This window comes from Streptomyces liliifuscus, from assembly GCF_016598615.1.
Lineage (GTDB): Bacteria > Actinomycetota > Actinomycetes > Streptomycetales > Streptomycetaceae > Streptomyces > Streptomyces liliifuscus.
Genome location: NZ_CP066831.1, coordinates 1,496,088 through 1,514,310, shown reverse-complemented (window position 1 = coordinate 1,514,310; position 18,223 = coordinate 1,496,088). Strand labels below are relative to the sequence as shown.

The 18,223-nt window shown below is 72.1% G+C and carries 13 protein-coding genes and 1 pseudogene; 11 read left to right on the top strand and 3 right to left on the bottom strand.

Annotated elements, in window-relative coordinates; translation table 11 throughout:
* The first annotated feature begins 57 nt into the window (after positions 1-57).
* From JEQ17_RS06530 to JEQ17_RS06520, 3 genes are read left to right on the top strand one after another with little or no spacing between them, the layout of a single operon-like run.
* Positions 58-1,716, top strand: a complete 1,659-nt coding sequence (locus tag JEQ17_RS06530; protein ID WP_200394311.1) for a type 2 periplasmic-binding domain-containing protein — start codon at positions 58-60, stop codon at positions 1,714-1,716.
* 39 nt (positions 1,717-1,755) lie between these two features.
* Positions 1,756-2,859, top strand: coding sequence for a LacI family DNA-binding transcriptional regulator (locus tag JEQ17_RS06525; RefSeq protein ID WP_200394310.1), 1,104 nt, complete (start codon positions 1,756-1,758; stop codon positions 2,857-2,859).
* Positions 2,860-2,877: 18 nt separating this feature from the next.
* Entirely contained in the window at positions 2,878-4,869 is a 1,992-nt protein-coding gene (locus JEQ17_RS06520; RefSeq protein ID WP_200394309.1) for a DUF2264 domain-containing protein, read from the top strand.
* Here the strand turns inward: JEQ17_RS06520 and JEQ17_RS06515 are convergent.
* A complete protein-coding gene (locus tag JEQ17_RS06515; RefSeq protein WP_200394308.1) occupies positions 4,790-5,227 on the bottom strand; it encodes an STAS domain-containing protein in 438 nt (145 codons plus the stop codon). The two genes, JEQ17_RS06520 and JEQ17_RS06515, sit on opposite strands and share 80 nt — an antisense overlap.
* A gap of 315 nt (positions 5,228-5,542) precedes the next feature.
* Between JEQ17_RS06515 and JEQ17_RS06510 the strand changes: the two genes are divergently transcribed.
* The 5 genes and pseudogenes from JEQ17_RS06510 (at position 5,543) to JEQ17_RS06490 (ending at position 11,823) form a co-directional block, all read left to right on the top strand.
* The gene (locus JEQ17_RS06510; protein WP_200394307.1) at positions 5,543-6,040 is read left to right on the top strand and encodes a hypothetical protein; all 498 of its coding nucleotides are present in this window, start codon (positions 5,543-5,545) and stop codon (positions 6,038-6,040) included.
* A 16-nt stretch (positions 6,041-6,056) separates the two neighbouring features.
* The gene (locus JEQ17_RS06505) at positions 6,057-6,590 is read left to right on the top strand and encodes a GNAT family N-acetyltransferase (RefSeq protein ID WP_200394306.1); all 534 of its coding nucleotides are present in this window, start codon (positions 6,057-6,059) and stop codon (positions 6,588-6,590) included.
* Positions 6,591-6,706: 116 nt separating this feature from the next.
* Positions 6,707-8,206, top strand: coding sequence for an ABC transporter substrate-binding protein (locus JEQ17_RS06500; RefSeq protein WP_200394305.1), 1,500 nt, complete (start codon positions 6,707-6,709; stop codon positions 8,204-8,206).
* A gap of 30 nt (positions 8,207-8,236) precedes the next feature.
* A pseudogene (locus tag JEQ17_RS06495) lies at positions 8,237-9,967 on the top strand (ABC transporter permease subunit); the annotation flags it as partial.
* 560 nt (positions 9,968-10,527) lie between these two features.
* The gene (locus JEQ17_RS06490; RefSeq protein ID WP_200394304.1) at positions 10,528-11,823 is read left to right on the top strand and encodes an MDR family MFS transporter; all 1,296 of its coding nucleotides are present in this window, start codon (positions 10,528-10,530) and stop codon (positions 11,821-11,823) included.
* 101 nt (positions 11,824-11,924) lie between these two features.
* Here JEQ17_RS06490 and JEQ17_RS06485 read toward each other — a convergent pair whose 3' ends face one another.
* Entirely contained in the window at positions 11,925-13,433 is a 1,509-nt protein-coding gene (locus tag JEQ17_RS06485) for an MFS transporter (RefSeq protein ID WP_200394303.1), read from the bottom strand.
* Positions 13,434-13,558: 125 nt separating this feature from the next.
* Here JEQ17_RS06485 and JEQ17_RS06480 point away from each other — a divergent pair, with 125 nt between their 5' ends.
* The 3 genes from JEQ17_RS06480 (at position 13,559) to JEQ17_RS06470 (ending at position 15,376) form a co-directional block, all read left to right on the top strand.
* Positions 13,559-14,392 (top strand): alpha/beta fold hydrolase, encoded by an 834-nt coding sequence (locus JEQ17_RS06480; protein WP_200394302.1) that lies wholly within the window; start codon positions 13,559-13,561, stop codon positions 14,390-14,392.
* Between the two features lie 75 nt (positions 14,393-14,467).
* Positions 14,468-14,839, top strand: a complete 372-nt coding sequence (locus JEQ17_RS06475) for an ArsR/SmtB family transcription factor (protein ID WP_234048104.1) — start codon at positions 14,468-14,470, stop codon at positions 14,837-14,839.
* Positions 14,840-14,845: 6 nt separating this feature from the next.
* The gene (locus tag JEQ17_RS06470) at positions 14,846-15,376 is read left to right on the top strand and encodes an SRPBCC family protein (RefSeq protein WP_200394301.1); all 531 of its coding nucleotides are present in this window, start codon (positions 14,846-14,848) and stop codon (positions 15,374-15,376) included.
* Positions 15,377-15,398: 22 nt separating this feature from the next.
* On the opposite strand, the gene JEQ17_RS06465 is transcribed toward JEQ17_RS06470, so the two are convergent.
* Positions 15,399-18,167, bottom strand: a complete 2,769-nt coding sequence (locus tag JEQ17_RS06465; RefSeq protein ID WP_234048691.1) for an NHLP bacteriocin export ABC transporter permease/ATPase subunit — start codon at positions 18,165-18,167, stop codon at positions 15,399-15,401.
* Positions 18,168-18,223: the final 56 nt, after the last annotated feature.

Genomic DNA, 18,223 nt, shown 5'->3' with positions numbered 1-18,223 from the left:
TCCCCGCGCCCCTTGACAGGGGCGAACCCCTTCATCCAGAGCTGGGAGAGAACACGTATGTCCAGTACACCGCTGTCCCGTCGTGCCCTGATGCGTACCGCTGCCGTGGGTGCTGTTGCGCTGGCTGCTCCGGTCGGTCTGACTGCCTGTTCCACGGAGTCGGGTGGTGACGGGGTGTCCAACGCGGGCAAGAAGCTCGCTCCCTGGCCCGCGTACAAGGCCTTCGCGGGGCCGAAGCCGGACCTCGCGCCCACCGCGGAGGGGGTTCAGCCCGGTTACACCTCCTACCCGGCCGATCTGGCGCGGTCGGTGTCCCGCACTCCGGGGGACGGCTCCACCGTCAAGGTGATGTCGGTGTCGTTCGGTACGCCGCCGAAGTCGGCCTCGTCCAACAAGTTCTGGCAGGCCGTGGAGAAGGCACTCGGTGTGAAGATCGAGTACACGGTCATCTCGCAGACCGACTACCAGAAGAAGATGGCCACCGTGATGGCGGGCGATCCGGGTGAACTGCCGGACATCATCAACGTCTTCTCCGGGTTCGCGCTGCCCCGCGAGGCCCAGTTCGTGCAGCGGCGTGCCGAGGACCTCACGCCGTTCCTCTCCGGGGACGCCGTCGAGGACTATCCCAACCTCGCGAACATCCCGACGCACGCCTGGCGAGACATGGGCCGGATCGGTGGCCGTATCTACGGCATTCCCCTGGAGCGGCCGCTGCCCGGATCCACCCTCTGGCTCAACGAGGAGTACTTCGAGGACGCCGGGATGAAGGAGGGGTGGACCGACCAGGACTTCGCGGCGGTCGCCAAGAAGGGGACGGGCTCGAAGAAGTACGCCCTGGGGGCCGCGGTCGGATCCGTGTTCGGGGACGGGTTCCACTCGGCGGCGCACGGTGTGCACGCCCGGGGCTGGTCGGTGAAGGACGACGGCACGTTCCTGCCGGTCGTGGCCGACGAACGGTACAAGCAGATGCTCGACTTCCAGCTCGGACTGCGCAAGGCGGGCTCCTACCACCCCGACGCGACCTCCATCTCCCAGATCGACATGATCGCGCTCTACTACAACGGGACGGTCGGCTCCCTGCAGGACGGATTCGGCGGCTATCTCCCCAAGTTCCTGGAGAAGGGCCGCAAGTACACCCCCGCGCCCGCTCTTCCGTACAGCGTGGGCGGTACGCCCGGCGGGATCGTCGGAGCGCGGCGCTCGTTCGGCTACACCGTCGTCAAGAAGGCCAAGAAGGAGCGCGTGCAGTTGTTGCTGCGCATCCTCGACTATCTCGCGGCTCCGTTCGGCAGCAAGGAGTGGGAACTCGTCCACTACGGAGTGGAGGGCACCCATTTCACCCGGGCCGAGGACGGCTCGCCCGAGCCCAACGCACTCGGCCAGGTCGAGAACAACACCAACCTGCCGCTGAAGTACCTCGCCGAAGGACCCCAGGCGCTGTTCGTGCCCGGAATGCCCGACGCGGTGAAGGCCCTGCACGCCTGGCAGGTGAAGACCGTTCCGCACGCGGTCCGCAATGCCTCGTACGGGCTGCAGTCCCGGACGTACACGGCCCAGGGGACCACCCTCGAAACGCTCCTCAAGGACACCGCCACCGGGATCATCGCGGGACGCACTCCGCTGTCCGAATGGGACGCCACCGTCAAGACCTGGCGACAGCGGGGTGGCGACAGAATGGCCGAGGAGTTCGCCAAGGACCACGCCGCCAACAACTGACGTGGCAGGCCGGGCGGTTGTGAGGGGAGACACGGGGAGATGGGCAACGACATGGCAGAGGCGGAGCCGACGGCGAAGCGACGCGTCACCATTCGCGAGGTCGCCGAGCGGGCGGGCGTGTCCATGGCCACCGTCTCGCGCGTGCTCAGCGGCAACCACCCCGTGCCCGCGTCGACCCGCGCCCGTGTGCTGCGCGCGTCCCGCGACCTCGACTACGTGGCCAACGCGCACGCCCGCGCCCTGGTCGGCGGCGGCCGCAAGATGGTCGCCGTCGTCCTGCGGCAGGTCACCAGCCCCTTCTACGCGCAGGTCGCCGAGGGCGTCGAGGCCGAGGCGGCCTCGCGCGGCTGGCTGTGCCTGGTCGGCACCACCGGCGGGGACCCGCAACGCGAGCTGGAATTCGTGCAGTTGATGCGCGAGGAGGGCGCCCGGCTGGTCATCCTCGTCGGCGGGGTCGTCGAGGACGACGCCTACCGGGAGCGTGTCGCGCACTACGCGCAGGCCCTCGACTCGGCCGGTGCGCGCCTCGTGCTGTGCGGACGGCCCGCGCCCGACCCGGACATCCCCGCGCTCGTCGTCGAGTTCGACAACGAGGCCGGCGCCCACGCCATCACCGGCCATCTCCTCTCGGCGGGCCACCGCGGGATCGTGTTCCTCGGCGGGCTGCCAGGCAACACCGCCCTCGACGCGCGCGTCGCCGGATACCGCGCGGCGCTCGCCGAGCACGGCCTGCCGCCCGAGGCCGCCCATGTCGTCGACTGCGGCCTGGGCCGCGCGGCGGGCCACCGGGCGATGACCCAACTTCTCAAGGAGACACCGGACTTCACGGCCGTCTTCGCCGGGGACGACATGGTCGCCGCCGGAGCCCTGCGGGCCATCGCCGAGGCCGGGCTGCGCGTGCCCGACGACATCTCCGTCGTCGGCTACAACGACATCCCGCTCGCCGAGGACTTCAACCCGCCGCTCACCACCGTGCGCACCCCCGCCGAGGAACTCGGCCGGGCCGCCGTACGCATCGCCCTGCGCGACCCCGAGCACGCCGCGGGCGCCCACCATCTGCTCGGCACCCACATCGTCGTACGCGACAGCGTCCAGCCGCCCCCGCAGGCACCGCGCGACGCGGCGCCCGACCGCCCCCACTGACGGAGGACCCACCCCCGTATGACCGCGCCGCACGTGTCGCTCACCGACCCGACGCACTCGTCCTTCCTGCCGCCCCCCGACCCCGTACGGTCACCCGTCACCGGCTGGACCCGCGCACACTGGGAGGCGATGGCCGACCGGCTCCTGGACGGCCTGCTCCCCTACGCGTCGAGGGAGTTGGCCCAGTACCGGCTGCCGGGTCGGCCCGGCCACGCCGGATCCTGGTCCGACGGTCTGGAGGGGTACGCCCGCTCGTTCCTGCTCGCCGCCTGCCGCATCGCGGGCTCCGGCGGGCGCGTCCCGCCGGGGCTGGTCGAGCGGTACGCGGCCGGGCTCGCCGCCGGTACCGACCCGGAGGGCGCCGACCGCTGGCCGCCCATCGCCGACAGGGCCCAGCCCATGGTCGAGGCCGCCTCGATCGCGATCGCCCTGCACGAGACCAGACCGTGGATCTGGGACCGACTGGACGACGCGGTACGCCAGCGGGTGGCCGCGTGGCTCGGCGGATTCGTCGGAGCCCGGGCCAACGACTCCAACTGGCGGCTCTTCCAGGTCGTCACGGAGGAGTTCCTCGCCTCGGTGGGCGCCCCGCACAACCGCGCCGAGATCGACGGCGGCCTGGCGCGGCTGGAGGACTGGTACCGGGGCGACGGCTGGTACACCGACGGCGACGGCCGCAAGTTCGACTACTACAACGGCTGGGCCCTGCACCTGTACCCGGTCCTGTGGGCCCGCATCGCCGGCCCTCGCGCCGACCCCTCACTCACGGAGGTCCACCGGGCCCGCCTGCGCGCGTTCCTCGGCACACACCAGTACTTCTTCGGCTCGGACGGCGCACCCGTCCACCAGGGCCGCTCCCTCACCTACCGCTACGCGACGACAGCCCCGCTGTGGGCCGGAGCGCTCGCCGACGCGACCCCGCTGTCGCCAGGACGCACCCGCCGGCTGGCGTCGGGCGCCCTCAGGCACTTCACCGAGCGCGGGGTGCCCGACGAACGGGGACTGCTGAGCCTGGGCTGGTACCGGCCCTTCCTCCCCGTCACCCAGCGGTACTCGGGTCCCGCCTCGCCGTACTGGGCGAGCAAGGCGTTCCTCGGCCTGCTGCTCCCCGCCGGCCATCCCGTCTGGACGGCTCCCGAGGAACCGGGACCGGTGGACACGGCGGACGCGTATCTGGCGCTGCCCGCCCCCGGCTGGCTGCTCCACTCGACCGCCGCCGACGGGATCGTACGACTCGTCAACCACGGCAGCGACCGGCTGCCACCACCGCCCGCCGAGGCCGAGGACAGCCCGCACTACGCGAAGTTCGCGTACTCCAGCGCCACGGCACCCGACACCACGGCACCCGACACCCCTGCGGACGGTCCCGCGACCGGCCCCGACAACCACATCGCCCTGCTCACGGCGGACGGGACGGCGGCTTCCAGGCGTGGCCGGATCCATCCCCTCGGCGCGGCGGGCCGCCGTGCGGCGTCCTGGCACCGGGCGGTCCTGCCGGGCTCCGACGAGGGACACCGCATCGGGACGACCAGCGTGGTCCACGGCCCCTGGGAGATACGGATCCACCGCGTCGAAGGGCCGCCGGGAGCCCTCGTACGCGAAGGGGGATGGGCCCTGGCCGACGACAGCGGGCCGTTGACCGGGGCCGCCGGGCCCGGATGGGCGCTCGCGCGCCGCGAGGGGGACGGTCTCACGAGCGCGGTCGTGGCGCTGCACGGGTGGGAGGAGCCCGGGGCCGAGGGCCTGCCGCACGGCGTCGTCGAACAGGTCCGCGGCGCCAACGCCTACGGCGAGTACTCCGCCACGCCGTGTCTCCGGCTGTCCGGCCATCCGGGCCGCCCGCGTCTCCTGGTCACGCTCGTCGTACTGAGCGCCGATCCGGTGCGGCCCTGCGACCCCGAGACGCTGCGGGCGCGGGCCGGTACACGTGTCACCGCGGCGGGAGCGGTGGTGGTGCGCTTCCCGGACGGGACGGAGGAGGAAGTGCCGGCAGGGGCGGGAAGCGGCTGAGGAGCCCGGAAGCGCGCAACAGCCGGTGGATGCGGGGCTGGTCGGAGACGAGACGGAGGGAGCCGCCCCGCTCCTTCGCCCGGCGGTCGGCCCGGCACAGCACACGCAGCCCCGAGCAGTCGAAGAACGTGACCCGGCGGAGGTCGACCAGGACCTGGGGCGCCCGGCCCGCGGTCACCGCGTCCAGATGCTCCGCCAGGGCGCCGGCCGTCGCCATGTCGATCTCGCCCAGCACCTCGACGACGGTGAATCCGCCGCTCGGATAGCTGCGGGCGTACGGACTCGCCGTGGGGACTTCGGACTCCGCGGTGCCGCACTCGGGCGGCCCGGGGGCCTGGTCATGGGATTCCGGCGACATGTCGGCTCCGCCTCTGCAGGGGAGGGCGTATTCGATCTCGGTAGCTACCCCGCCCGCGGCGGAACCATCCATGCCACGCCGTCCACAAGATCTAGTTCACTCGACTCAGTGAATTTCAGCTGCAACGGTTGACTTTTGGTCTTTGTGTTTACTCAACATGCCCTGTGCAAGGGGGTGTTGCGGACGTAGGGTCGCCGTGCTGCCCCGGTCCGGGGCGGCATATCTGCTTCGTCGTCCGCTTCATTGTCCGCACGATTGTTCACGAGCCGTGTTCGTATGACTGACCATGAACTGTCTGACCAAGGAGGGTTGGCGGTGGGAACGCCGGTACGCACTTCGTCGGGCGGGCCACCACTGCTGACCGAGTGCGGGGTCATGGAGCCGGTGCAGGAGATGGAGTTCACCGCCCATTTCTCCCGTGCGGACGGCGAGTTCGCGGCCGATGCGGCCGCCGTGGCGGTGACGCGGGTGATCGACGCCCCGCCGTCCTTCGTCACCCCGGTCCTCGACGCGGGCCGCTCCGCGAGCAGATGCCTGCTGGCGCGCAGCGCCGCCGACACCTGCCGGATCGTGCTCACCGCGGATCCCACGGGCATCACGGTCGCGGCCACCGACGACGTCAAGGTCTCGCTGGACTCCTGCGACCAGGTCGGCGCCAAGAACCTGCCGCTCCTCGCCGTCGTCGACGGATTGAAGGTGCACCACGGGCCGGACGGCCATGTCTGGGTCGTGTGGAGGGGCTCGTGGTGGCGGATGGACGCCACCACCGACGGAAACGGCGACCGCACCCCGGACGGGTCCGTCCAGCCTTAATGCATATGATGTGCAGGTGCGCGACTACTGCATAAGAACGGCGACCCCCGACGACCTCGACGGCGCGCGGTCCGTGATGCTGGACACCGTCTACCGGGACTTCGGCACCGGATACGTACCGCGCTGGCACCGCGACATCATCGACCTGGACTCCTTCTATCTCGCACCCGACCGGCACACCCTGCTGGTCGCGGTCGACGAGCGGGACGGCACGGTGGCCGCGACCGCCGCGCTCGACTCCCGGGGCCCGGCGCACCCGCCCAACCCGCGCGACCTCGCCGAGCGCTATCCCTCGGGGGAAACGGCCCAACTGCGCCGCGTGTACACGCGCGCCGATCACCGGCGGCAGGGCCTGGCCCGGCTGCTCGTCGGCGAACTGCTCGACTTCGCGTCGGCGGACGGCGGCTACCGCGCCGTCTATCTGCACACCGACCCGGCGGTACCCGGCGCCGAGGCGTTCTGGCGGTCCCTCGGCAAAGTGGTCCACGACGAGCGCGAGGAGCCGGGCGGAGGGCAAGGGATCGTGCACTTCGAAGTCCCGCTGCCCTGACGGACACGCTGCCCTGACGGACCCGCTGCGCGCGCACCGCCCGCTCGGTTCGCCCCGCGCGAAGAAACCATTCACCACGAATCTCCCCACGCGAATCCCCCACGAAGAAAGAGATCATGCGCTCCCTGCCGCGCCGTCGCCGGTTCGTCGCCGGCCTGCTGCTCGCCCCTCTGCTCACCGGCTGCTTCGCCTCCGAGAGCGGGGAGGAGTCGTCCGGTGGCGCGGACGGCTCCCGGCTCAAGGTCGCGCTGGCCTTCCCGCCCGCCGAGAACTTCAACCCGTACGGTGCCGACGCCACGCTCCTCAGCCGGCTCGGCGTGACCGAGGGCCTGACCCGCCTCGACGCCAACGGCGCCGCCGCCCCCGCGCTCGCCGAGTCGTGGAGCCGTGAGAACGACCGCAGCTGGCTGTTCACCCTGCGGGACGCGGCCTTCCAGGACGGCACCGAGGTCACCCCGAAGGCCGTCGCCACGGCCCTCACCCGCGCCGCGGGCGCCGAGCCCGTGACCGCCGCCCTGTCCGGCGTCGAGCTCACCGCCGAGGCCGCGGGCGACCGACGCGTACGGGTGACCGCCGCCAAGCCCGACTCCGCACTGCCGTTGCGCCTGTCGAGCCCGGGCCTGGTGGTCCTCTCCTCCAAGGCGTACGCCGAGAAGGACGCCGTCAGCCCGGTCGGCACCGCCACCGGCCCGTTCGAACTCACCAAGGTCACCGGCACCACCGCGGCCACCCTGGACCGGTTCGACGACTACTGGGGCGGCCGCGCCCAGGCCTCCGGCGTCGACGCGAAGTTCATAGCCGACGGCACGGCCCGTACGAACGCGCTGCGCACCGGCGGCGTCGACGTGGCCGAGGCAGTGCCGGTCTCGCAGGCGACCTCCCTCGACGAGGTGGCCCGCCGCGAGACGGCCACCACCCGCACCACGAGCCTGCTGCTCAACACCGAGAAGGGTGCCTTCAAGGACCCGAAGGCGCGAGCCGCCGCCCGCGAGGCGATCGACACCTCCGGCCTCGCCAGGGGCGTCTACGAAGGGCACGCCGACCCCGGCGTCGGCATCTACGGACCCGCCCTGACGTGGGCGGCCGACAAGCGCGTCAAGCCGACCGGAAGGGCCGCGGCGGCAGCGCCCGACGGCACGTCCGTCACCGTGGCCACGTACGACAACCGGCCCGAACTGCCCGAGGTCGCCCAGGTGCTCAAGCAGCAACTGGAGAAGGCCGGGTTCAAGGTGAAGCTGGAGGTGCGCGAGTACTCGCGGCTCGAAAGCGACGCGCTGGCCGGGAAGTTCGACGCGTTCGTGTCCGCCCGCAACACCATGCTCGACACCGGCGACCCCGTCTCGATCCTCGCCAGCGACTACACCTGCGAGGGCAGTTACAACCTCGCGCTGCTGTGCGACAAGAAGGTCGACAAGGCCGTCGCCCAGGCCGAGACGGTCAGCGGCACCGCCGAGCGGCAGGACGCGGCGATGACCGCCGAAGCGGCGGTCCTCGGCACGGACGCCGTCGTGCCGCTGGTCCACCAGCGGATCATCACCGGCGTCGGCGCCGCGGTCAGTGGTCTGCTGCTCGACCCGTACGAGCGCAGCCTCCTCGGCGTCGGCACGCGGCGCTGACGGGCGGCGGAGTACGTGCTCAAGGCCGTCGTGCGCGGCGGGGCGCCGGTGCTGCTCTGGCGTGCCGCCCTCGTCGCCGCCCTCCTGTGCGGTGTGGGGCTGCTGCCCTGGCTGTCGAGCACGGACCCGGCGCTCACCGTGCTCAAGGCACGGTCCGCCGAACGTGCCCCGACGCCCGAGGTACTTGACGCGATCCGCGCTCAACTCGGCCTGGACGCCGGGCCGTCCAAGCTGCTCGGTGACTGGTTCGGCGGGCTGCTGCACGGTGACGCGGGCCGGTCGTGGATCTCCGGTGCGGAGGTCACACCGTCGGTGCTCCAGGCGCTGGGGGTCTCGCTCCTGCTGATGGGCGCGTCGCTGGCCGTCGCGGTGGTCACGGCGGGGGCGGTGTGCGCCCGCACGCTGCGGCTCGGTGCGGGACGGCGGCTCGACGACCGGCGCTCGGCGGGCACCGGATCGGCGCTCCTGTCCACACTGCCCGACTTCCTCACCGCCTCGGTGCTCGCCGCCGTCGTCGGGGTGCAGCTCGGCTGGCTGCCCGCGCTCGGCTGGTACGGGCCCCAGTGGATGGTGCTGCCCGCGCTCTCCCTCGGCCTGCCCGCGGGCGCGCTGCTCGGGCGGATGCTCGACGACCTGCTGCCGGGCGCGTTCGCCGAGCAGTGGGCGCTGGCAGCCGCCGCGCGGGGAGTCCCGGGCCGGAGCATCGCCCGGCAGGCACTGCGCCGCTGCGTGCCCGGACTGCTCCCGAACTTCGGCCTGTTCGTCGTCGGTCTGACCGGCGGCGCGGTCGCCGTGGAGCAGGTCTTCGACATCCCCGGCCTCGGACGGCTGACCCTGCAGGCCGCAGTGGCGCAGGACCTGCCCGTCCTCCAGGCGGGCACCCTCGCGCTCGTCCTGCTGGCGGCGGCCGCCGGAGGCCTGGCCCGGCTCACCGCACGCCTCTTGATCGGCCCGGCCCTGCGCGACGGCGCCCTCTCCTCACTGCACCGCCCGACACCGCCCCGGCCCACGACCCTGCCCCTGCTGTACGGCGGGCTGCTGCTCGCGGTCGTCGCGCTGGGCCTGGCCCGCGATCCGCTGCGCCTCGACACCACCGCCCGGCTCCAATCCCCTTCCTGGGCACACCCGTTCGGCACGGACGGGCTCGGGCGCGATGTGCTGGCCCGGGTCGGCCACGGGGCGCTGAGCACCCTGGCCCTGGCCGTCGCCGTGAGCGCGGCCGCGCTTGTGCTGGGCGTTGTGCTGGGGCTGCTGCCACGGTTCTCCGGGCCGCTCGTCGACACGGTCAACGCCGTGCCGCCGGTCCTCGCGGCCCTCCTCGTCACGGGCGTCGCGGGCAGCGGTCCCTCGACCCCGGCCCTCGCGGTGACCGCCGTCGCCTGGGCACCGCTCGCGGCCCACACGTCGGCACTGCTCCAACAGGAGCGCGCCACCACGCACTTGACCGCCACCCGGGGCCTGGGCGCGGGCCCGCTCCAACTCCTCCGCCACGAACTCCTCCCGGCGGTCCTGCCTCCGGTCCTGCGCCACGCACTGCTCCGCCTGCCCGGCGTCGCCCTGGCCCTCGCGGCCCTCGGCTTCCTCGGCCTCGGCGCGCAACCGCCGTCCCCGGATTGGGGCCTGCTCCTCGCCGAGAATCAGCCGTACGCCGAACGGGCCCCCTGGTCGGTACTGGCCCCCGCCACCGCACTAGCCCTACTGGGGGCGGTGGCCGTCACGGGCGGGGGCGGGGTGCGGTGGCCGCGGTTGCGGCGAGTACGGCACCGAGGCGCTGGTGGGGTCGAGTCGATGGCGGGGTCGGGGGAGCAGGCAGCGGAACGGGAGACGCAGGGCGAGCCGGCAGGCGCAAGGCCGGGAGGGGTTGCGCTGCCGCCCCCGACCGACGAGCCTCCACCCGCAGGCCCGGCAGGCCCGGCAGGCCCGGCAGGCCCGGCAGGCCCGGCAGGCCCGGCAGGCCCGGCAGGCCCGGCAGGCCCGGCGGAGTCCGTCGCTCGGGAAGCCCGGGCAGGGGCGGCTGGTGCCGCGAGTGCCGGGCGTCGCGCAGGCTCGGTGGGTGCGGCCGGCTCGCTCAATGCGTCCGGCGCACCCGGTCGGCCCAGTTCGCCGGGCGCACTCCCTTCGCCCACCGAGCCTCACTCACCCACCGCACCTGGCTCATCCTCCGCGCCTCACTCACCCACCGCACTTGGCTCCTCCCCCAAGCCTCACTCACCCACCGAGCCTCACTCACCTACCACCCCTCACTCACCGACCACGCCCAGCTCACCTGCCCCACATCGCCCGGCCGATCCGGCCGCCCCGGCTCGGGAGCGTGACGCCTGATGTCCGAGTCGTCGCCCCCGAAGGCCGCCCCCGGCAGCAGCGCACCCACCGACCGGCCCCGCCGAAGAATCCTTTCCTCGGTGCGGACCTTCGCCGCGCTTCCGCCGTTGCTCCGGCTCCTGATCCTCACTCAGCTCGCCTTCAACATCGGGTTCTACGCGGTGCTGCCGTTCCTCGCGGAGCATCTCGGCACGGCGATAGGCATGGCGGGCTGGATGGTCGGGCTGGTGCTGGGGCTGCGGACCTTCAGCCAGCAGGGGCTGTTCGTGGTGGGCGGGGCGCTGGCCGACCGGTACGGCGTACGCCCGGTGGTGCTCGCCGGCTGCGTGCTGCGGATCGCCGGATTCGGCTGGCTCGGTTTCGCGGAGGCGACTTGGACGGTCGTCGGAGCCGTCCTCCTGATCGGCTTCGCCGCCGCGCTGTTCTCGCCGGCCGTCGAGTCGGAGGTGGCCCGGCAGGCGGTGTGCCGGGAGGAGGCGGGAGAGGGCCCGCGCACCCACGTACTCGCCCTGTTCACCGTGGCGGGCCAGGCGGGCGCGTTCCTCGGCCCGTTCATCGGCGCGCTGCTGCTGGCCGTGGACTTCCGCGCGGTCTGTCTCGCGGGTGCCGCAGTCTTCGTACTCGTCCTGGCCGGGCACGCCCGGTTGCTGCCGCAGCACATTCCCGGCCGGGCCCGCGTACAGAGCCGTGGTGGGGTACGGCGGCTGGTGCGCAACCGCGGCTTCCTCGCGCTGTGCTGCGCGTACGGCGCCTATCTGCTGGCGTACAACCAGCTGTACCAACTCCTGCCCGTCGAGGTGGAGCGTGCGGCGGGCTCGCAGGCGCCGCTGGCCTGGCTGTTCGCGCTCTCCTCACTGCTGGTGGTGACGGCCCAGCTGCCTCTCACACGCTGGGCGGGGGACCGGCTCGACCTGCGTCGGTCCATGGCGGCGGGGCTGCTGCTCATCGCGGCCGGTTTCGCGGTGGTCGCCGTGGCCAGGCCAGCCGCGTGGACGGGAACCGTGGGGCTCCTGCCCGCGGCCGGCTACGTCGTGCTGCTCACCCTCGGCCAGATGCTCGTCGCGCCCGCGGCCCGCGCCTGGGTGCCCGACCTCGCCGACGACGGCAGGCTCGGCCTCTACACCGGTGCGCTGTCCTCGGTCTCCGGCCTCATCGTCCTGGTCGGCAGCGCGGCCACCGGCTCTCTCCTGGACACGGACCTGCCCCCGGCCGTGCCCTGGCTGGTGCTCGCCGCGCTCCCCGTGGCGGCGATCGCTCTGCTGCCCCGGACCCGCAAGGCCGAGCCGATGACATGAGGCACGGCGAACCGCCGACATGAACCGCCGACATGAAGGGCCGGGCATGAAAGAGGGGCCGCCGTCTCCCTGCAGACGGCGGCCCCTCGGCTTTCGGAGGGTCACATGTGGACGACCGGCGCGGCTTCCGCGTCCTGCTCGGGAACCCCACGGCGGTAGAGCAGGAAGGCGATCACCGTGCCCACCGCGAAGAAGCCCGCGGACCACCAGAAGGCGGTGGTGTAGCTCTCGATCGTCGACTGGGCCTGGACCAGCTTGTTCGTCGCGTCCTTGCCGGACAGATAGCTGGTCGCGGCGCTCGCGGCGAGCGTGTTGAGCAGGGCGGTGCCGATGGAACCGCCGATCTGCTGCATGGCGTTGACCGTCGCGGAGGCGACACCGGCGTCCTCCGGCGCGATCCCGCTCGTGGCCAGGGCCATCGCGGGCGGCATCACGATGCCGAGTCCCACACCGATCAGGAGCAGCTGCGGCAGCACGTCGGTCGAGTAGCTGGAGTCGAGGCCGATACCGGTCAGCCAGGCCATTCCGACCGCGGCGATCGCGAAGCCCGCCGGGATGACGACCTTCGGCCCGATGCGCGGAACCAGCTTCGTGGTGGAGACCTGGGCCATGACCATCAGGGCCGCCATCATCGGCAGGAAGGCCACACCGGTCTTGGTCGGGCTGAAGCCCAGGTTCAGCTGCAGGTAGTAGGTGAGGAAGAGGAAGACTCCGAACATGCCCGCACCGGTCACGAGCACGGCCAGGAACGAGGCCCCGCGGCTGCGGTCGAGCAGGACGCGCATCGGCAGCAGCGGGTGCGCGGCACGGGTCTGCCACCAGGCGAACACCGTCAGGAGCAGCCCGCCCGCGATCAGGAAGCCCCAGGTCTGGGGCGAACTCCAGTCGTGCGTCTCGGCGTTGGAGAAGCCGTAGACGACGGCGAAGAGACCGGAGGAGACCAGCAGCGCGCCCGGCAGGTCCAGCTTGGAGCTCGCGGCGTCACGGTGGTTGCTCAGCAGCATCCAGCCGCCGACGAGGGCGACCACGGCGAAGATGATGTTGACGTACAGGGTCCAGCGCCAGTCCAGCGCGTCCGTCAGCACACCACCGAGCAGCAGTCCGAGCGCACCGCCCGCACCGGCGATGGCGCCGTACACGCTGAACGCCTTGGCGCGCTCCTTGGCGTCGGTGAACGTCGTGTTCAGGAGCGAGAGCGCGGCGGGGGCGAGGAGTGCGGCGAAGACACCCTGGAGGGCGCGCGCGGTGACCAGCATTCCGAAGCTGTTCGCCGCGCCGCCGAGCACGGAGGCCCCGGCGAATCCCGCGACACCGATGAGGAACGTGGGCTTTCGCCCGAAGAGGTCGGCCAGCCGGCCGCCCAGCAGCAGTAGTGAGGCGAAGGCCAGCGCGTACGCGGTGACGATCCACTGGCGGTTGCCGTCGGAGAAGCCGAGGTCGGCCTGCGCCGACGGCAGGGCGATGTTCACGATGGTCGCGTCCAGCACGACCATCAGCTGCGCGATCGCGATGATCGAGAGGATCCACCACCGCTTCGCCGACGACGGCGCGCCCGCCGTATCGCGTGTGCCCTTACGGGCACCTTCGGAAAGAGTCTCAGTCTGGGACATCGGAGCACCACTCCAGGGAAGGTTCGCTCGGCAGAACGGCTACGTAAACGAAACCGTTTCGTACGCCTTGAGGCTAGACCACTTTTATCGAAACGGCAAAGTTTCGCTACTGAGAGAGGGCTCACATGCGCCAGGGCATGTTCGCGGTCGACGGGGCCGAGCTGTACCACGAGGTGCGCGGCGAAGGGCCCGCACTACTGCTGATCAGCGGCGCAGGGGGTGACGCCGGGTATTTCACGGGGATCGCCGACGAGCTGGCGGACGCCTTCACCGTGATCACGTACGACCGGCGGGGCAACTCCCGCAGCACGGGTCAGGGCGACTCGCCCATGGATCTGGCCCGGCAGGCCACCGACGCCCGCGCGCTCATCGACGGCCTGGCGGGCGGCCGCGCACTGGTGTTCGGCAACAGCGGCGGCGCGATCATCGGCCTGACGCTCGCCGCCCGTCACCCGGAGGTGGTCGCCGGGCTGATCGCGCATGAGCCGCCCGCCGTGAACGTCCTGCCCGACGGCGACTCCGCACGCGACTTCTTCGCCGAGGTGGCCGAGGCCTACGCGCAGGGCGGCGCCCCGGCGGCGGGCCGCCTCTTCGCGCAGACCGTGCGCGGCGAGGGCACGTACCTGTGGCCCGAAGATCTCTGGAAGAGGTTCCTCGGCAACGGGGACCACCTCTTCGGCCGGGAGTGGCCGGGCTTCGCCGCCTTCCTGCCGGACGAGGCCGCCCTCTCCGTGGCCCCCTTTCCGATCGTCCTCGGGGCCGGCTCCGCGGACCGCGGTACGTACTACGCGCGACCGTCGATCGAGATCGCCCGCCGGATCGGGGTGCCCTGGGTGGAGTTCCCCGGCATTCATATGGAGTTCCTGCCGCGCCCCGCGGGCTTCGCGGCGGCCGTACGGGTCCTGGCGACGCAGATGTGGACGCGGGGCGGTGAGGTGCCCGAGAGCTGGCTCGGGTGAGGTCGCGGTCGCCTGTCGGTGTTCGCGTTTGTTCATTCCTTGACTGGAATATAACCGTGGAGGCATATTGGGGCCATGTCCGACGCCTCCCTGTGGGCCGCACTCGCCGACCCCCATCGACGGGCCATCGTGGCGCTCCTCCTGGAGCGGCCGCGGCCCGTCGGTGGGATCGCCGAGGCGTGCGGTCTGAGCCAGCCGAGCACCTCCAAGCATCTGAAGGTGCTGCGGGACGCCGGCCTGGTGCGCGTACGACAGGACGCGCAGCGCCGCGTCTACGCGCTCGACCCGGCGCCGATCGCGGAGCTCGACGCGTGGCTGGCCCCGTACCGCAAGCTCTGGAGCGCGAGCCTGGACGCGCTGGGCCGACGCCTGGACGAGACGGCGACGCCGGCGGCACCGGGGGAGTCGTCGGACGAAGAGACCGAAGCCCCCTCCTCGAAGGACTGAGCCACCATGTCCACGGAACCCACCGGCACCTACCTCACCCTGGACGACGGCCGCCCCGCCGTCCGCTTCACCCGCACCTACGACCATCCCGTCGACCGCGTCTGGGAGTTCGTCACCGAGCCCGCGGAGCTGGCCCACTGGTTCCCGTCCAGCGTCGAGATCGAGCTGCGTGAGGGCGGCACGATCAGGTTCGGCGACGACCCGAACATGGAGGACTCCACGGGGCGAGTCCTCGCGGTCGACGCGCCCCGCCACCTCTCCTTCAGCTGGGGCGGCGACGAACTGCACTTCGATCTGCAGGAGTTGGACGAGAAGCGCACCCGTTTCACCCTCACCAACGTCCTGGAGGCCGAGAACACGGCCGCCCGCAACGGCGCCGGCTGGGAGGGGTGCCTCTCCGCCCTCGACGCGCACTCCAGGGGTGCCTCGTTCGGTGGCCCGCACGCGGGTGCGGGTGCGCCCTGGCAGGAGGTCTACCGGGCGTACGTCGAGGCCGGCGTCCCCTCCGGAGCACCGGTCCCGGGACAGGACACCTGACGCCGGCCCCCGCCGCGCCCGGCTACTGCATCTGCCGTCGCACCAGCTCGTGCAGCCGCCCGCCCGTGTCCGCCAACAGCTGGGCGGGCGGGCCCTGTTGGGCGACCCTGCCGTCCTCCATCACGATGACGCGGTCCGCGTCCATGACGGTGGACAGGCGGTGCGCGATCACCACGCGCGTGGCGTTGAGGGCGCGGGTGCTCTCGATGACCGTGCGCTGGGTCTCGTTGTCGAGGGCGCTGGTCGCCTCGTCGAAGAACAGGATGCGTGGGCGCCGGATCAGCGCCTGGGCGATCATCAGACGCTGGCGCTGGCCGCCGGACACGGCACCGCTGCCGGAGACGATCGTGTGCAGGCCCATCGGCATGCGCTTGATGTCCTCGGCGAGACCGGCCATCTCGGCGGCGGCCATCGCCTCCTCGGGCGTGTAGGGCTCGGTGCCGCAGATGACGTCCAGGATCGACCCGGTGAACGGCTGCGCGTGCTGGAGCACCACACCGCACTGACGGCGTACGGCGGACTGGTCGAGGGCCGCCAGGTCCTGGCCGTCGTACAGGACACTGCCCGAGACCGGCTTGTCGAAGCCGATGAGCAGTCGCAGCAGGGTGGACTTGCCGCAGCCGCTGGGGCCGACGACCGCCACGAACTCGCCCGGCCGGATCGCGAAGGACACGTCGTCCAGGACGAGCGGACCGTCGTCGGTGTACCGGAAGGACAGCTTCTTCGCCTCCATGGCGCCCGACAGCTCGGCGGGGCGCGTACTCGCCACCCGCACCTCGGGCGTCGCGTCGAGGACCGGCCTGATCTCCTCGAACATCGGCAGCGCGGAGACCATCGACACAAAGGCACCCGTCACCTGGGTGACCGAGGTCAGCAGCATGGTCATCGAGGTGTTGAACGTCAGGAAGGCCGCCGCCGACAGCGAACCGCGTGCGGGACCCGCCAGCAACATGAACATGATGAGCGAGCAGAGCGGCAGATACACCGCGCCCAGCACGGTCGTGAGGTTCTTGATCCGGCCCACGCGCTGCTGGAGCTCACGGCTGCGCGCGAACTCGCCCGCCCAGGCCGCGTACGCGTAGTTCTCCGCCGCCGCGACCCGCAGCTTGGGCAGACCGCGCAGGGTCTGGAACGCCTGGTTGTTGAGTTTGTTGCTGAGCACGACCAGCCGGCGCTGCCAGCGCACCTGCCACAGGCCGAGCCCGAGGAACACCCCGGCGATGACGACGAGCATGCCGATCGCGGCGAGCGCCATCGGGACGCTGAACCAGAAGAGCAGCGCGAGATTCATCGCGCCGACCGTCACCGACTGGACCACCACCGGGCCGACGCCCGCCATCAGCCGGCGGATCGCGCTGATTCCCATGGCCGCGCTGGCCAGTTCACCGGTGGAGCGGGAGGTGAAGAACTTCGTCGGCAGCCGCAACAGCCTGTCCCACACCGCCGGTTGGAGCGTGGCCTCGATACGGCCCTCCAGCCGCAGCATGGTGAGGTTCTGCATCAGCATGAAGGCCGCCGACACCACACTGGCGATCATGATGGCCAGACAGAACTGGACGATCAGGCTCTCCTGGGCCTTCGGCACGAACTCGCCGAGCACCTTGCCGGTCGCGATCGGCACCAGCGCACCGAGGGCCACCGTCACCAGACCGCTGATCGCGAGGTTGCGCATGTCCCCGCCGGTGCCCCGGAGACTGAACCGCAGCAGCCGCAGCGGGCTCAGCCGGCGCTCGGGCAGCGGCCGGTAGAACATGACGGCCCGCTGCTCGAACTCCGCCGCGTTGGCCTTCTCGACCGGCGTCTCACGACCGCTCGACGGATGCACCGCCACATATCCGCCGCGCCGCCACAGCAGCGCGGCCGGGGCGCCGGACGCGACCCGGTGCCCGACGAGCGGCCCGATGTTGTCGCGCCACCAGCGCCCGTCGAGACGTACGGCACGCACCCGGACCCGGGAGGCGAGCGCGATCTGTTCGACGGGGTCGAGCCGGTCGCTCTCCGCGCCGCCCTGCGCCGGGTCGGCGAGGGTGATCCCGGCGGCGTGTGCGACGAGCTTGCAGGCGGCGTACGTGGCATCGGCGTCCGCCGCGCCCGGACCCGAGCCGGAGCGCTTGGACATGGAGGCGATGAGTGTCCGGTCGGCCTGCGCGCGGACCGCCTCGCCCGCCTTGATGCCCGCGGCCGTACGGGTCTCGTGCGTGCGCTCCAACTGCTCGATCCAGCGGTCGAGGGTGGCCAGCAACCGGTACTGCTGGTCGACCATCGCCTGCCACATCGCGGGGTCCACCAGCAGGTCCGCCGCGGCCTCGGCGCCGTACATGGAGCCGTACTGCACACTGCCCGGCGGCACCTGCATCCACAGCACGTCGTCGTCCGTGAGCACCGCGTCCCGCTCGGTCGCGAGGGGCGCCTCGAAGAGGATGGCGAGGCCCCGGCCGACGCCGAGCGAGAGGGCGTACTCCAGGGGGCTGGTGGCCGGGGGGACGTACTGGGGGTTGCCGTAGGCGTCGTACGTCCAGGTCTCGGTCTGCGGGGGCTGGTACAGCTCGCGCAGCTCGATCCGGCGCAGGACGCAGGCGCGCAGCGGCCTGCCGACCAGGGTGTGCTGGGGTCCCGCGACCGGGCCGAGCAGCAGGGAGCCCGCTTCGAGGCGGCCGAGGTGGTGCCAGTGGCCCTGCTGGGCGGCGTCGACCGCGAACAGGTCCATGGCGCCGGACACGACCAGCCACAGTACGTGCGGCCCTTCGAGATCCAGGCGGGTGAGGCCGGAGCCGTCGACCGGGGTGCCCATGCCGCCGAGCGCGCCGAGCACGTAATCGCCCTCGGTGGCGGGCTGTTGGGGCTGCC

Excerpts from the sequence above, each read along its gene's own strand:
- JEQ17_RS06530 (WP_200394311.1), top strand. The coding sequence starts at position 58 with ATGTCCAGTACACCGCTGTCCCGTCGTGCCCTGATGCGTACCGCTGCC.
- JEQ17_RS06525 (WP_200394310.1), top strand. The coding sequence starts at position 1,756 with ATGGGCAACGACATGGCAGAGGCGGAGCCGACGGCGAAGCGACGCGTC.
- JEQ17_RS06520 (WP_200394309.1), top strand. The coding sequence starts at position 2,878 with ATGACCGCGCCGCACGTGTCGCTCACCGACCCGACGCACTCGTCCTTC.
- JEQ17_RS06515 (WP_200394308.1), bottom strand. The coding sequence starts at position 5,227 with ATGTCGCCGGAATCCCATGACCAGGCCCCCGGGCCGCCCGAGTGCGGC.
- JEQ17_RS06500 (WP_200394305.1), top strand. The coding sequence starts at position 6,707 with ATGCGCTCCCTGCCGCGCCGTCGCCGGTTCGTCGCCGGCCTGCTGCTC.
- JEQ17_RS06490 (WP_200394304.1), top strand. The coding sequence starts at position 10,528 with ATGTCCGAGTCGTCGCCCCCGAAGGCCGCCCCCGGCAGCAGCGCACCC.
- JEQ17_RS06485 (WP_200394303.1), bottom strand. The coding sequence starts at position 13,433 with ATGTCCCAGACTGAGACTCTTTCCGAAGGTGCCCGTAAGGGCACACGC.
- JEQ17_RS06480 (WP_200394302.1), top strand. The coding sequence starts at position 13,559 with ATGCGCCAGGGCATGTTCGCGGTCGACGGGGCCGAGCTGTACCACGAG.
- JEQ17_RS06475 (WP_234048104.1), top strand. The coding sequence starts at position 14,468 with ATGTCCGACGCCTCCCTGTGGGCCGCACTCGCCGACCCCCATCGACGG.
- JEQ17_RS06470 (WP_200394301.1), top strand. The coding sequence starts at position 14,846 with ATGTCCACGGAACCCACCGGCACCTACCTCACCCTGGACGACGGCCGC.
- JEQ17_RS06465 (WP_234048691.1), bottom strand. The coding sequence starts at position 18,167 with ATGGGCACCCCGGTCGACGGCTCCGGCCTCACCCGCCTGGATCTCGAA.